General features: G+C 45.6%; 11 protein-coding genes. 2 read left to right on the forward strand and 9 right to left on the reverse strand.

The genetic code is table 11. The features are described 5' to 3' along the window. Positions 1 to 261 precede the first annotated feature (261 nt). On the reverse strand, positions 262 to 1,515 hold the full coding sequence (gene pepT / locus ACYQ4O_RS12370) for a peptidase T (RefSeq protein ID WP_277031047.1): 1,254 nt from the start codon (positions 1,513 to 1,515) through the stop codon (positions 262 to 264). Between the two features lie 259 nt (positions 1,516 to 1,774). Between pepT and dcuC the strand changes: the two genes are divergently transcribed. Further along, positions 1,775 to 3,061 carry a C4-dicarboxylate transporter DcuC gene (gene dcuC, locus ACYQ4O_RS12375; RefSeq protein ID WP_460175812.1) on the forward strand — a complete coding sequence of 429 codons (1,287 nt, stop codon included), beginning with the start codon at positions 1,775 to 1,777 and terminating at the stop codon, positions 3,059 to 3,061. Between the two features lie 17 nt (positions 3,062 to 3,078). Further along, positions 3,079 to 4,209 (forward strand): porin, encoded by a 1,131-nt coding sequence (locus ACYQ4O_RS12380; protein ID WP_277031051.1) that lies wholly within the window; start codon positions 3,079 to 3,081, stop codon positions 4,207 to 4,209. A gap of 12 nt (positions 4,210 to 4,221) precedes the next feature. Here ACYQ4O_RS12380 and ACYQ4O_RS12385 read toward each other — a convergent pair whose 3' ends face one another. From ACYQ4O_RS12385 to ACYQ4O_RS12420, 8 genes are all read right to left on the reverse strand, one after another. Further along, a complete protein-coding gene (locus ACYQ4O_RS12385) occupies positions 4,222 to 6,006 on the reverse strand; it encodes a gluzincin family metallopeptidase (RefSeq protein ID WP_277031053.1) in 1,785 nt (594 codons plus the stop codon). Between the two features lie 541 nt (positions 6,007 to 6,547). Beyond that, entirely contained in the window at positions 6,548 to 7,243 is a 696-nt protein-coding gene (locus tag ACYQ4O_RS12390; protein WP_279175168.1) for a response regulator, read from the reverse strand. Positions 7,244 to 7,422: 179 nt separating this feature from the next. Next, positions 7,423 to 8,523 carry a metal-dependent phosphohydrolase gene (locus ACYQ4O_RS12395; RefSeq protein ID WP_277037868.1) on the reverse strand — a complete coding sequence of 367 codons (1,101 nt, stop codon included), beginning with the start codon at positions 8,521 to 8,523 and terminating at the stop codon, positions 7,423 to 7,425. Positions 8,524 to 8,619: 96 nt separating this feature from the next. Next, on the reverse strand, positions 8,620 to 9,834 hold the full coding sequence (locus ACYQ4O_RS12400; RefSeq protein ID WP_277031030.1) for an FtsX-like permease family protein: 1,215 nt from the start codon (positions 9,832 to 9,834) through the stop codon (positions 8,620 to 8,622). After that, positions 9,831 to 10,517: an ABC transporter ATP-binding protein gene (locus tag ACYQ4O_RS12405; RefSeq protein WP_277037874.1), complete on the reverse strand. Its 687-nt coding sequence runs from the start codon at positions 10,515 to 10,517 to the stop codon at positions 9,831 to 9,833. Before ACYQ4O_RS12405 ends, ACYQ4O_RS12400 begins: the two co-directional genes overlap by 4 nt. Beyond that, a complete protein-coding gene (locus ACYQ4O_RS12410; protein ID WP_277031026.1) occupies positions 10,514 to 10,939 on the reverse strand; it encodes a hypothetical protein in 426 nt (141 codons plus the stop codon). The genes ACYQ4O_RS12405 and ACYQ4O_RS12410 overlap by 4 nt, the downstream gene beginning before the upstream one ends. Before the next feature lie 63 nt (positions 10,940 to 11,002). Beyond that, positions 11,003 to 12,748, reverse strand: coding sequence for an alkaline phosphatase (locus ACYQ4O_RS12415; protein WP_277031024.1), 1,746 nt, complete (start codon positions 12,746 to 12,748; stop codon positions 11,003 to 11,005). Positions 12,749 to 13,283: 535 nt separating this feature from the next. Then, the coding region (locus ACYQ4O_RS12420; RefSeq protein WP_460175813.1) for a cytochrome c3 family protein at positions 13,284 to 13,600 on the reverse strand (317 nt) is incomplete at its 5' end.

Here is a 13,600-nt window from a genome sequence, read left to right on the forward strand (position 1 = left end):
CGTCAAGACGAGTACCTGAGGTAGAACTGCTTTGGGACACTTCTGCCTCATTTGTCCGGTAGGCGCCTCGCGAAGATCATTTTGCTAGGCGAGAAAAGCTCGCTGAGGTTGACTCTTATCAGCTAACTTTTTAATGAAAAAAAGACCGTGAACCTCTTTTACAAGTCCACGGATGCTTTGGCTTCAAGTAATTGCTCTTTTTAAGGAGCAACGGAAGAAAAAATCACTATATTTTCGAAAAATGCCCTGCTCTTCTAATTCTTATTTCAAGCTCTTAATCTGAGAGGAAAGGCGCACAAGGCTCAGTGCTACGTCGGCAGCGGCTTCAAGAGATTTAACCGGGATGCATTCGTAGACGCTGTGGTAATTCATTCCGCCGGTAAAGACGTTCGGGCAAGGCAAGCCTCTAGTAGACAGGCGAGCACCGTCGGTGCCTCCGCGAATCGGTTCTTCGATAGGCTCGATCCCTGCTTCTCTATACGCCTGACGGACAATTTCCATTACCTTAGGAGCTTGATCCAAATAAGGACGCATATTTTCGTAGCTGTCTTTGATCGTCAAGCTTACTTTTGCTCTTGGTTCAGAGTCCTGGATCTCTTCCACCAGTTTTCTCAGAAGCTCTTTCTTAGCCTCAAATTTAGCTTTGTCGTGATCACGAATCAAAATACGGACAGTGGTTGATGCAACCGAGCCTTCAACTTTATTCGGATGGATAAAACCTTCATAGCCCTCGGTTGTTTCAGGGGCTTGATCTGCAGGAAGCCGGCTAATCAACTTAGCAGCGAGTTTTAAAGAATTAACCATCTTTCCTTTAGAAAGACCGGGATGAACAACAACGCCGGCAATCTGAACAAAAGCCGTTGCTGCATTGAAGTTCTCGGTTTCTAAAGTTCCAATCTCACCGCCGTCAAACGTATAGGCATATTGAGCTCCGAAATGCTCAATATCAAAATTGACCGTTCCTTTTGCGATTTCTTCATCAGGTGTGAAGGCTACGCAGATTTTTGCATGCGGAATTTCCGGATGAGTTTTGAGATAAGCCATGCAAGCGGTAATCGCTGCAATTCCGGCTTTATCATCAGCGCCAAGCAGAGTTGTGCCGTCTGTAAAAATGATTTCCTGATTAAGGTGTTTCTTAATTTCCGGGAAGGCTTCTTCTTTGAAATAGATTCCCTTCTCCGGATTCAGAAGTACGTCTTTTCCTTCATAAACCAAGATCTGGGGCTTTATATTGACTGCCGGAGCATCCGGAGAAGTGTCCATGTGAGCGATCAGACCAAGTCCCGGGCAATCTTCGCAGCCCCGCGTGGCAGGAAGTGTTCCGTAAACTACACCGCCTTTACCGATATGTGCGTCCCGCAATCCGGAAGATTTCAGTTCTGTGACCAGTTCCTCGGCTAAAAGCAATTGATTGGGAGTAGAAGGCTCTTCTGTGCTTTCTCTTGAAGACTGAGTCTCATAAAGAACATAACTTAGAAACTCAGGAACGATGTTCGGAAATTTTTTAGAAGTCATTTTCTTTCAAAAATAATTAAGAACTTTCGGCATTATTTGCTCGGGTTTATCAAATAGTCATGTAGGAAAACACCTACCTACATATAGGTAGATAGTTATAATTCTCATTATTTTTCATAATGTTATTGTCCATTCTTGATTTTATAAATATCTGCATAAAACAGTGTTATTCCCAATTGATTTAATTGAATTTCCTGATTTTTGAAATCAACTCTGCTCTCTAACATGAGCCCGTTCATTTCAACTTTGCGAGACAAAAATGACTTTTAGTGCTTGGGTTGCTATTGCGGCGGTAATAGGAACCATCTATGGCCTTATTAAGCGGTACGAGACTCGTCTGGTGCTTCTGCTTGCAGGCTTAGTTATGTGCATACTCTCCATGGATCCCATGGAGGCTTTTCTGCAGTTTGATAAATCAATGACGAATAAGGCACTGATTATCTCAATCTGTTCTTCTATGGGTTTTGCGGCTTGCGTTACGATGACTAAATGCGACCTTCATTTGGTCAGTCTTTTAACGAAACCTTTAAACAAACTCGGCGTTTTACTTCTTCCATGCTGCATGCTGGTAACCGGTGTTGCTTCCTTGGCAATCGGTTCCTTAGCCGGTTTGTGTGCCGCCATTGGCCCCACACTTGTCGCTCTCATGATTAGAGCAGGCTTCCGTCCGGCAATTGCCGCAGCCGCAATTATTTCATCTACTCTGCCTAATTATTGGTCTCCCGGCTCAACTGACAACATCCTTGTAGCGCAAATTGCAAATATTGCCGTAATGGATCAAATCAACTACATCTCCGGGAAAATCCTTCTTTTGTTCGTCTTCTGCGTTATCGCACTGACCGCAATCTGTTTCCTTTTCGGCGACTACAAGAAAAACGGTACTTTCCAAGAAGCAGGTGCTGCCGATGCCGGAGAATTGAACCGACCCTTACCTGAGCTTCCCGCTCATCCGAATATCCTTAAAGCCTTTGCCCCTCTTCTTCCGGTTGTGCTTCTGTTCGTAATCTCTTTGTGGTTCCCGCAAATCAAGATGAGCGTTGCTACTGCCATGTTGATCGGCTTTATCTACGTCATCTTTGTGACTAGAAGCAATCCTGCCGAATTAGTTAAGAAATTCTTTGACGGGATGGGTTCAGGCTACGGCAACATTATCGGTTTAATTATCGCCGCCGGTGTTTTTGCAGCCGGATTAAGAAGCTGCGGCGTGGTTACCGGATTCATTGACTACCTCAAGGACTCTTCAGAAATCGCAAAGATCGGAGGATCATTCGGTCCTTATATTCTGGGTGTTATGACCGGATCCGGCAATGCAGCAGCTTTTGCCTTCTGCAAATCCGTTGTACCTCACGCCGCTGATTTCGGCATGAAGATCCAGGACCTCGGCTTCCTGACCTGCCTTTCTGCAACTCTCGGCCGCGTATCTTCTCCGTTAGCCGCCGGCGTTATTCTGATTGCCGGTATTGCCGGAACATCTCCAATCGAAGTCATTAAACGTTCCGCTTTAGTCAGCCTCGGCGCCATCGTTTTTACCATCTTCCTTATGTAACAACCGAAAGAATCAAAATGAAAAAACTCTCCATTGCCTTACTAGCAGCACTCTCATTTACTGCAACCGCTTACGCAGAATCTTCAGTAACCGTATACGGAAGAATCGACGTCGGAGTCGGCGCCTCGCACGTTGACAACGGCCTGGGCTCTACCGTCAACAATGTTGAAATGATTAGCGGAGGCGGTACCTCTAACCGCATTGGCATCAAAGGAACTGAAGATCTCGGTAACGGTTATAAAGTCAAATTCGTGTTGGAAAACGGCTTTGACTCCGACACCGGTGCAGAAGGCTCAGAAGGACTTGCATTCAGCAGAGAAGCCACTTTGCAAATTGAGTCTCCTTACGGCATCCTCGCAGCCGGGCGTTCTTCCGTCCTTGGAACTGACGGCGGATCCTTTAACCTTCTTGGAAACGTAAATCCTTTCGGAACCGGCATCTGGGAAATCGGCAACCAAAACATCGTCTATGCGAAACTGCCTGCATCCCGCAATGACAATGCTGTTATCTACCGCTCTCCGGTTATGGACGGATTCCAGCTTACAACTCAATATTCCATGGGTGAAGAAGGTCATGAAAACCGTTCAACTTCCGATCATTATTTCGGTTTAGGCGTGACTTGGAAAGGATCCCAAGCTGAGGGTGTAGTCCTCTTCGAAAGAGTTAATGAAAAACTTACGACTTTAAAGAGAAATCCGAAGGACATGTGGAGAGTGACTGCCGGTGGAAACTGGAAACTCCAAAGCTTCACTACCTATCTTTCTCTGCAATACTTTAGAAATGCTGACGGTGTAGGAACTCCGGCTTTCGGTGACATGAAGGACCACGGCATCGGCAAAATCTCTGCCGCACAGCTCAAAGTAATTGACGGCCTTAAAGGCGGCAGCGTCATCTTAGGTTTCTCAACTCCTGTTCTCGGCGGCAATCTTTTAGGCGCAGCCGGCTATGTACACGCAGACACAGATCAGTATGCATCCAAACTTAAAGTTGACGGCGGTTTTGTCGGTTTAGGCTATCAGTATGCTTTCTCTAAGAACACCAAGCTGTATTCAGCCATTGGAGCATCAGGCGCCAAGTACAAATCTTCCAATGAATCCATCAAACCAAAGGCATTCTACGGAACACTCGGTCTTTCCCACTATTTCTAATCACTTGAGTGTTTAATCTTCCTTACGGAAGATATAACTCATATAAGACCTAATTTCTCCCATTGGAAGGAGCGCCTCGTCCAAGGCCTTCTTCCATGTTTCATTTTGTTCTATATCAATATTCAAAATTCTTCTAAAAATTTCTTCGTAGGGATACAAAGCACAGGCCTCTAAAATCGACTTTCCGATATCTTCCTGCCCTTCATATTTTTTTAGAGCTGCAATCAAAAGGTTTGCTGAGAGGAATCCGAGCGTGTATTGAAAATCATGGTGAGGTCTCACCGGATTATAAAAATGAGGCTTTCTTGCCCAGATATACTGGTCCGTATCTGCCACGGTATCTTGGAAGAAGTGAGTCCAGCACGTTCTTGTCAAGTCGTTGATTTTTTCTACCGAAAGATATCCATTCGACCTCTCGGCGTAAATTCTTTCTACCAGCCGAAACCTAAACGGTATTTGGACCAAGTTGATAACCAATCTTCTTAAGCCGTGCCACAATATTGCACACCTGTCCTCTGGCTTTTGAGTGCACATGAGAAGATGCCGGAGAAGCAGTTCTTCGAAAAGTCTGCCGATAAACTCGCAGCGCAATTCAGACAATCGTCTCTGATGGTAAGGGACCTTGAAAGTAGACCAACGCAAGAATGCATCTCCTAGCGTATGAGCCGTTTCAAAAGCCCGATTAATATTTGCTTCGTAGTCCACATAAACGGCGACGGCTCGATCCGACGGGATTTCCGAACACCATGCGCCACCGGCGCCCCCTGAGTAATTGTGAGTTTCTATCCAACGGCCGTTTCGGCACTCTTCTAAAAATTCTGAAAAATTGGGAAATACATCTCGAACCGCCTTTTCTAATACCTGCAAGGTCATTTCAAAAGAGCGCAGATGGCTCGGACAGCTTAAATGAGGAAGCGCCGTCCCAAACAAGGCGGTCGGAAGAGCTTGAGAGGTCTCATTCCCGAGGCACGACCCCAAGAATCTAATCACCTTTCGCAATTCAGGCATTCGTTCCCAGTACGCGACAGACACAGCATCAAATGCTGCCTTCCCGATGTTCTCTTGACATAAAGCGTATTCCAAAATGGTTTGGTTATTGCGGGAGGCGTGCAGGAGGTGGGCTCCGGTAACTGAATTCAAGATATCGCAGAAAACCGTTGAATTTTGAGCAAAACTCGCTGAGAGAGCATTAAATATCCTTTTGCGCTTCTCAGGTTCGGCGGTATTCTTAAGCAAAAAATTAATAGCCGAAGGCGAAGCTCTTTTAATAGAGCCATCAGGAAAAATCACCGTGGTTTGTATGCTTCCTTTCAGGTGGAAGTAAAGCGAAAACAACGGTTCCAGGACAAGCATCTCTACTTTGTTATCTAAACCTTGAGAGGACTCGGAGCCTGATTTTCTTTTCTCCTCCAACCACTTTTTCGCGAGTTCTGACGAGAATATTTTCTTATCTAAGGCTTCTTGGAAGTAATCTTGTATTTCTTTAGAGACCTTCCGCAGAATGAGAGCCTTTTCCATCACGTTGACTTTTTCGGCTGAAATTTTGCTATCGGCGGCAGCGATTGTTTCGGCCGCCTTACAGCAAGTCATTAAAGTTTCTTTGAGTTTTTCAGTTTCTTCCAGAAGAGCGATGAGATTTTCGGCTGACAAAGCGTCCCGCGGTCTAAATGAACTCAGACGTTGAAGCAAAATTATTCCATTTAAGAACTCTTGCTTTTTCTCCAAGTAAGCATCGCTTCGCAGATCCGCTAGTCCTTTGGTCGACCAAACTAAAACCGTATGTCTTTTTTCCATCATCGTTTATCTACCGAATTCCACGAATACCTTCACCTTGCTACAGGTTCCTTAGCATTCGGCACTCCTGAAAGTTCAATGCACTTATTAATGGCACAAAGAACTCCGAGCATTCTAGAAAAGACGAGTTCAAAGAGCCAGAAACTAACCAAGGAAGAGTGGAAATTTACTACCATCCAATTCAAAAAATTGGCTTTCTATTTAATACCGAAAATAATAAATGGATATAACTATAAGAAGTTAATTTATAGCCTGCAGATAAAAACGAAATCTAGGTAACAGCCTTATAAAGGACACAAAATTAAGGTGTACATCAAATATTAATAATCTTACGGAAATCAATACAACTTATTCTTTTATAAAGAATTTATATTTTTTTGATCAGAGACTATTTGATATGTTCTCTCTGCTTTTCTCTTTTTTGACAATTAATCTTTTGATGTAAAAGAACATGTTTCTTTAAGAATGGAAAAGAGTTTTTCCTAATCCCTCCATTTGACGGCCTTTCAAATGTCATTAACCGAGCAATGACCATTTGATATTCTCATCGAGCCATTTCTCGAGCCCGATAGCCTATTCCGTGGACGGTTTCAATAAAGTCCTTAGCAACGGTCCTAGCCAACTGTTTCCTGAGCCTGAGCATGTGAACATCAACAGTCCTCTCATCAATGCAAACTCCATATCCCCACACTTTGTCAATAATTTGTTGTCGAGAATAGACTCGGCCCGGGTGCTGGGCCAAAAGCGTCAACATCCTAAATTCCGTCACAGAAACTTTCAGAGCCTGCTCTTCAACCTTAATTTCAAATTTTGTTGGATCGATACATAATGAACCGCACACGATCTTTTCTTCGGCCTCTGTACCTCCAGCTCGATGCCTTATTGCCACTCGAATGCGTGCGATGAGCTCCCTCGGAGAAAACGGTTTGACCATATAGTCATCAGCTCCTACTTCAAGGCCTAAGACTTTATCGTCTTCCTGTCCTCTGGCGGTCAGCATAATAACCGGAATTGTTTTCGTCTCTTCACGATGTCTCAACTCATTAAGCCACTCGAGGCCGGAGCAGTCCGGAAGCATCCAGTCGAGCAAAATAATATCCGGGACATGATTTTCGATTTTTCTACGGGCCTCTCCCACGGTTGCCGTACGTTCAACTTCAAAGCCGGAGGTTCTGCAGGTGTAGGCGATAAGTTCTTGAATAGCACGTTCATCTTCGACGATTAGCACTTTTATTGGCATACTTGGTATTGAAAGTTTTGACTCGACGCCACGATAGCGAATCGATATGACGCTTCCGTGACATTTTGTTTCGTCTTCAACAGGCAAAAAAAATACCTGCAGTTTCTTCTACGCAGGTACCAGTACATAAACCGCCCGGATCTCACCTATCTGTATGCCATCCGAGGCCGCTTTTCTGTTTAATTTCGTACGGCTCTTGCCACTTCTGCTGCGAATGCCTCCTTGCCTTGAGAGCTGAGAATGGCATACAAGCGCATAGCTGTTAGTTGAGCGAGCACGTAGTTTCTAAATGCGTTGAACTCTTTTTCGTTTTGAATCCCGTACTGCTGTGCAGCTAATTGACGCAGAGCTTCTACACTCCACTTGCAAGCCGGTGCCGATAACACAAAGTCATGGTCAGCCAAATGAACCGCAAAACCTTCCATGCCGCGAGGCAAAGGAAGAGTCTTCTTGTCAGCAGCAAGATAACCGGCTTTAACCGGATCAACACCGGCAAAAATAGAAGCGGCGTCAAGCCATTTAACCACAGAAGCTTCACTCTTCGGATTGCCGGGATGATCATGAGCGCAAGCCTGAGCAACAACTAGTTTTGCAGGCAGGCCTCGCTTCATGGATTCGGCAATACTAAGAACATGGTGCTCTCCGGTACCGGCACAGGGTTCTTCCCTTCGACTTGAATTGTCCTTATTCCACTGAAAAACCCAGGGTTTATGAAGATCGTGCAGCAATTCAGCAGCAACGGCTGTGTCAGCGTCTAATGCGCAGTCAAAAACTCCGTTGTAGTTTTTAAGTAGATCCTGAATGCTTAAAGTGTTCAATGCTACGTGTGTTGCCAATCCGCCCGGATAAGCGTGATGACTTGCATAGCCTGAACCAGGAGCACTCGAAAACGCCTGAGGAGCATTAGTGGTGCTTTCGCATACCGGATATGCACTCTCTCTGCTCTCAGGAATATAGCCTTTAGCCTTCAAGGCTTTTGTCACGGATTCTTTATCGGCGCCCGCAATAGTCGGAGCCGGATTTCTAATAATCTCAAGAACGACTGCTCTAACCTTTGCGTCTTGAATAGAGGCGGCGGCATTATTGATGACATCCATCGCAGCCTGTACTGCTTTGCTCTCTTGAGCCGCATCTGCAGGACTCATGGAAAGAATGTCGCTGAGAGAATGAGCACGAATTTCACCTGCCGCAGCCTCGGCGATTGGATTCAAACTTCCGAGAATGCTGAGCACGGAAGCTGCCGCACCGCTCTTTAATAATTTTCTTCTGGATAATGTCATTTAATTCTCCTTAAGTAAAAAATAATTGATTGACAGTGAAAGCCTAAGATTGAGTTATGAACGCTGAATGCAAGTTCTATGAATTTTTTGTGACAACTACGAAAGAGGCTTGCGGGCAATGAGCTTGCTCTGAAGATAAGCACACAAACAAGCCAAGAAAAATGTTCCGAAAACAAGCTGCAGCAGCTCAAAACTCAAGGTCGGATGCATCACAATGCCCGTCTCTTGGCTAAGGTAATACGCGCAGATTTCCGCCTCTGCAAATGCAAGGACACACCCAAAAGCCAAAGAAACAGCTACTGTGATTAAGACAAGACTAAAAATAACCTTCCGAATGTAGGAGGGAGGAGCTCCAAGCAGGCGTAATTGCGTAAACGAATCAGCTCGGAGAGCGGAAATAATCCAGCCTGAAGCTAAAACAACAATTAAGCCCAATACTAATGTCAGCAAATTCACCAGAGTTAACGCTTTTCCGGCACTGTTTAACACCGCGAACAGAGAGACAAGCACCTCACCGGTAAAAATTCCGGTTGTCGAAACAAAATTCTTCCTATTATCTTGAAAGGTCGTCTTGTTAAATTTCCCGTGCAGCTTATAGGCGTCAGAAACACTCTTTGGTTTAACTATAACCGCTGAGAATCCCGGCAGCGTTTTAAGAGCCTCATCGCTGAGCTCCTGGAGACGGCCGCCGGAAAGAGGAATACCATGGGCCTCATAAGAATATTCAATTGGAACTAGTACAGCTTTATCCCATGGGGTCCCGGTTGAGTCGAGTACACCGACCACGCTTATCTCACCGGCTTCTCGATGCTCGTGACGTCTGCCTTGCGATCTTCCATGAGTAGAAAAGAAACGGTCTCCGACTCTATAACCGGTACCAGCGCCCACTACCGCTTCATGGCTATGAGCAAACATACGCCCGGAGTGAAGAGGTACCGTTCCTCCAAAAGTTGCAAGAGATTCAGTGGTTCCGACAATAGGCGCTTCCCCTGCTCTATCTCCTACTGTCATAGGCGCGAACCATTCGATGCCGGGACTTTTCTTTAACTCGGTAATAATTTCAGCCGGAACCATCGGCAATGATTCGTCCCGCAGGTAAACCGTCCCAAACAGCAAAGCTGTCGGACTGTTTTTCGCTCCGATAATTAAATCAAAGGATTCCGCAGCTCGTACAGTCGATTCTTTAATCATCCGCTCCGTCATCATTGTGGCAGCAGACAAAGAAAAAGCCAGTGCAAGAATTAAGCCTACGGTGATCAACAGCCCCTTGGAGCGAAATATCTCAGCCTTTACAATCAAGCTAGTTCTCATTTGAAGATTCCGTCCTCCAGCACGCCTTTATTAAGATCGGCTACGTGAGAAAATTGTTGAATAACACGACTGTCGTGACTGACCATAATTAACGTGGCGCCAAGCTCTTCGACAACTCCCATCAAAGTGCTCATAACCAATTGAGCATTTTCTGCATCCAAACTGGCGGTGGGCTCATCAGCCAAAATAACTTTAGGTTTTTGAAGCAGAGTTCTCACAATTGCGACTCTTTGCATCTCTCCTCTCGATAGAAGTTCCGAATACGTCTGAGCGCGCAGGTTAAAGCGTCCGAGAAGCTGAGCTGCTTTCTCCTTAAGTTCTCTGTCAATTCTCTGTCGAAAAGAAAAAGGAAGCAGCACATTTTCCAAAGCCGTTAATCCCGGGAACAATCGAAAATCTTGGAAAACAAGGCCCAGATTCTCACCTCTCCAGATATCTCGAGCCTCATCCTTGAGCAGGCCCAGATCCTCTTTCCCCCACAGAATCTTTCCTGATTGCGGAGTAATGACTCCGGAAATCAGTTTGAGAAAGGTGGTCTTCCCGGCACCCGACTCTCCTTTTATTCCGAGTCTTGCTCCTTGCTTGACGATAAGCTTGTTGCAATAAAAAACTGTTCTATTACTGACTCCGTCCGGAACAGTTCTTTTCGCCTTTTCTATCGTTAAATCAAAATTTGCGTTCATACTTTTCGAAAAGTGGCATCCGTAATTCGGACAAGACTGACAAATCCGGTCTTTGCATCTTTCTTTGAGCCAAGCTCTAAAGTCCCGGTCACTTCAATGAGCCGATTGTTTTGCACAAATTCCTGACGTTTCGACAGCTGAACAACAATGATGCTGTCGGGCCAATCCTCATCGGAATTACAGAACGGACAGAGACTCACCGGCTCTTTCGTCAATACCAGAAAGTCTGCATCGGCCTTCAAAGGAGGGGCCATGAACCCCTGCACGGAAACAATCTTGTCCTTCAGTTCGATAAGTTTTTTAGAAAAAGTAAGGCCCAAGACCGAGCTAGAGGCATACATTTCATCAAACCAAAATCTGTTTTCTGCCGTAAATCCGCAAATAGGAAGACACCCCAATGCTAAAAATCCTCTTCGTTTCATGGAAAGTTCAATAGTTGTCAGAGAGCAGCCGCAGGCTGAGCCCCGCCGCTCCCTTATAGGTTTTTAATGGCCAAGAGCCAATGCATCGGCCATGACGCGGAAAATTTCCGTGGAATTCATAAAGCCTTTGATTTTCTCTGCGTTCGGTCCCTGAGCGGTGACGACTAAGTCATCCACGGTATGTACTCCTTGACTTTCATTGCGCGGGAGATTGCCTTCGACAAAGTGAACTCCAGGTTGGTCTTTGTACTGAGCGTTTGCGACATAGTGTCCTTTCTCATCCTTTACAGCAGGCGTAAAGGTCTTTTCGGGGAAGGAGCGATAAGTTTCGTAGTAGTCCGGATGGGCTCCAAAAAACACGGCCAAGCGCTTACTTGGAGAAAAGTCGTCCGGGAAACCATCCTTATCCTTATCTTCGTAGTTCGGATAACCCGCTTTTGCGTAGACGCCTACTTTTTCGCGCATATCGGTTCCCGGCTTGTTATCGTCAACGGTTCCCGCTACTGAAATTGAGTGAGTGTGGTCGCCTGTGACGATCAGAAGCGTGTCCGGATGCTTTTCACAGTAAGCCTTGGCGAGTTCGACTACCTTGTCAAAAGCAATCGTGTCACCGACAGAACGGGTCCAGTCCAAAGGATGCGAATATTTATCAACTAAGCCGGCCTCGAGAAGCAAGAAAAACCCATTAGGATTCTTTTCCAAAACACGTACTGCCGCAGTAAAAGCATCGGTCAAATCCGGTTGATCGGGGAATTTTTTGACGGTATTTCCTTTCCACTGGTGTCGATCAATCCAACCATCCATGTTTCCTGTATGGAACAAGCCCAGAAGCTTATCTGGAACTTTCTCTCCGGTTTCTCGTGCTAACTCCGTTTTGTTGGTGACAAGCTGATAACCGTTGTCCTGAAAGAGTTTGATGTAGTTTGTTTCGTCTTTACGTTTTGAACCGAGAGTAGATTTAGGAAGGAAATAAGCGGATCCGCCGCCGAGCATAACTTCAGGTTTTACATGATAAAACATTCCGACAATATCGGCCTTATCAGATCTTTTTCTGGTGTGAGAGACGACAGAGGCAGGAGTTGCATCTTCAAGCTCTGCATCCGTGACAACGCCGATTGCCTTTTGAGTCTTACGGCGGATCAGTTCGGCAATTGTCTCCTGCTTCGGATCATCCTGACTTGCAGAAGTTCTGTCGGCATAGACGCCTAAGGCGTTCACGCTGGATTTATGACCGGTCATATAGGCCGAAGCAGTGTTGGCACTGTCGGCAGCGATGGTATCTACCGAACTCGTTCCGAGAAGCGCCATATGCGGCATATCGTCCATGGCGAGCGGTGCCTTGTACATACCGTTTTCTACACCTTTTGACAGTATTCTGGCAGCGGTCCTGTGGCCAACCGACAAGCCATCGGCCAAAAGGATAATTACATTCTTGGCTACCGGCTTTTCGGCTGTGGAATAAAGCTCCCACGAGACGCTCTTCTCTCCGTCCGGTGTTTTTACCACAACGTTATATTTGCCCGGCTTTTTGATTTCCGTACCTCGTAAAATCAATGCGCTTGCATTTGCTTCTTCTTCCTTTGGAATCCATACGCTTTTTCCGGGAAGTGTCTCTTCAAACTTTTTCCCATTGATTTCGATGCTAACTTCATTTGGCTGATAGATTTTGTCAAATTCAACTTTGAAATCGAATTTAGCATTGGTCATGAATTTGGCCTGACTAACCGGATAAATTTCCGTAGCGCTCAGATTGCCGGAGGCCAGACAGAGCAGAACAGAAACGAAAGATAGAGATTTTGAGATTTTCATATAAATACAACAGTTAATTTAAAGGACTTCGCTTGAGTGCGAGTTGGAGAGAACGATAAATAACCGTTGTGACAAATCATTGACGGTTTAATGAACAATTCTTGAAGTTCTTGTGAAGGATTTATGACATTCGTCAACACTTTGATTATTAATGGGAAAACTCCAACATAGACTCAGGGATGAATGGAGAGGCTGCCTCAAGCTCCAAGACCAAGCCTGGCTCTACCGGAGTTTTCTCAAAACTAGCTCATATCTCGAGTCAATCGTCGGCTGTTTCTTGAGTTAGAAACCGCTTCGCTTGTGACAGAGCTTTGAATGGGACCTGGACAACCAGCCTCTCCTATTAACTATTGTTTCTTTTGTGATGTGAGGCAGAGACTGAAAAGGATCCTTGGCTTAATAAAATAAACGAAGCAGCCTCCTTGAAGTGATGGAAAGAATGCTTCGTCATATGGATTTTTACCTCTCCGCAAGGCGTCTACTGTTTCGAGCCTAGTTACTCTACCGGAGGAGGCATTAGCGAGGGAGTCTGGCCTTACGGCGTTTTCAAATCGAACTTATGGCAAGTATCACAAGTAGTCACGGACTTTTGATGACCCTTGTGACAGGTTGAGCAATCTCGATCTCCGAAGTGGTTGTAGTGCGGATTGGGCTTTACCTTTTCCGTACGTTGAGCCAATGATTCGTAACTGTCGTGGCAAGCCTGACACTGTGCTTTTCTCACCGGCAGAGCAGTGTTTCCGTCTTTGTGGCAGGCCGCGCACTGGACGCCCATTTTCTGGTGCCGATCAGCTGTTGTTGCTGTAGTGTCAGCTGCCCATGCGCAGCTTGCAAGGACTAAACCAATTGACA

This window comes from Turicimonas sp. TL08 (assembly GCF_054660695.1).

What these genes read in the sequence shown, in the direction of transcription:
- pepT (WP_277031047.1), bottom strand. Translation starts at nt 1,515, where the DNA reads ATGACTTCTAAAAAATTTCCGAACATCGTTCCTGAGTTTCTAAGTTAT.
- dcuC (WP_460175812.1), top strand. Translation starts at nt 1,775, where the DNA reads ATGACTTTTAGTGCTTGGGTTGCTATTGCGGCGGTAATAGGAACCATC.
- ACYQ4O_RS12380 (WP_277031051.1), top strand. Translation starts at nt 3,079, where the DNA reads ATGAAAAAACTCTCCATTGCCTTACTAGCAGCACTCTCATTTACTGCA.
- ACYQ4O_RS12385 (WP_277031053.1), bottom strand. Translation starts at nt 6,006, where the DNA reads ATGATGGAAAAAAGACATACGGTTTTAGTTTGGTCGACCAAAGGACTA.
- ACYQ4O_RS12390 (WP_279175168.1), bottom strand. Translation starts at nt 7,243, where the DNA reads ATGCCAATAAAAGTGCTAATCGTCGAAGATGAACGTGCTATTCAAGAA.
- ACYQ4O_RS12395 (WP_277037868.1), bottom strand. Translation starts at nt 8,523, where the DNA reads ATGACATTATCCAGAAGAAAATTATTAAAGAGCGGTGCGGCAGCTTCC.
- ACYQ4O_RS12400 (WP_277031030.1), bottom strand. Translation starts at nt 9,834, where the DNA reads ATGAGAACTAGCTTGATTGTAAAGGCTGAGATATTTCGCTCCAAGGGG.
- ACYQ4O_RS12405 (WP_277037874.1), bottom strand. Translation starts at nt 10,517, where the DNA reads ATGAACGCAAATTTTGATTTAACGATAGAAAAGGCGAAAAGAACTGTT.
- ACYQ4O_RS12410 (WP_277031026.1), bottom strand. Translation starts at nt 10,939, where the DNA reads ATGAAACGAAGAGGATTTTTAGCATTGGGGTGTCTTCCTATTTGCGGA.
- ACYQ4O_RS12415 (WP_277031024.1), bottom strand. Translation starts at nt 12,748, where the DNA reads ATGAAAATCTCAAAATCTCTATCTTTCGTTTCTGTTCTGCTCTGTCTG.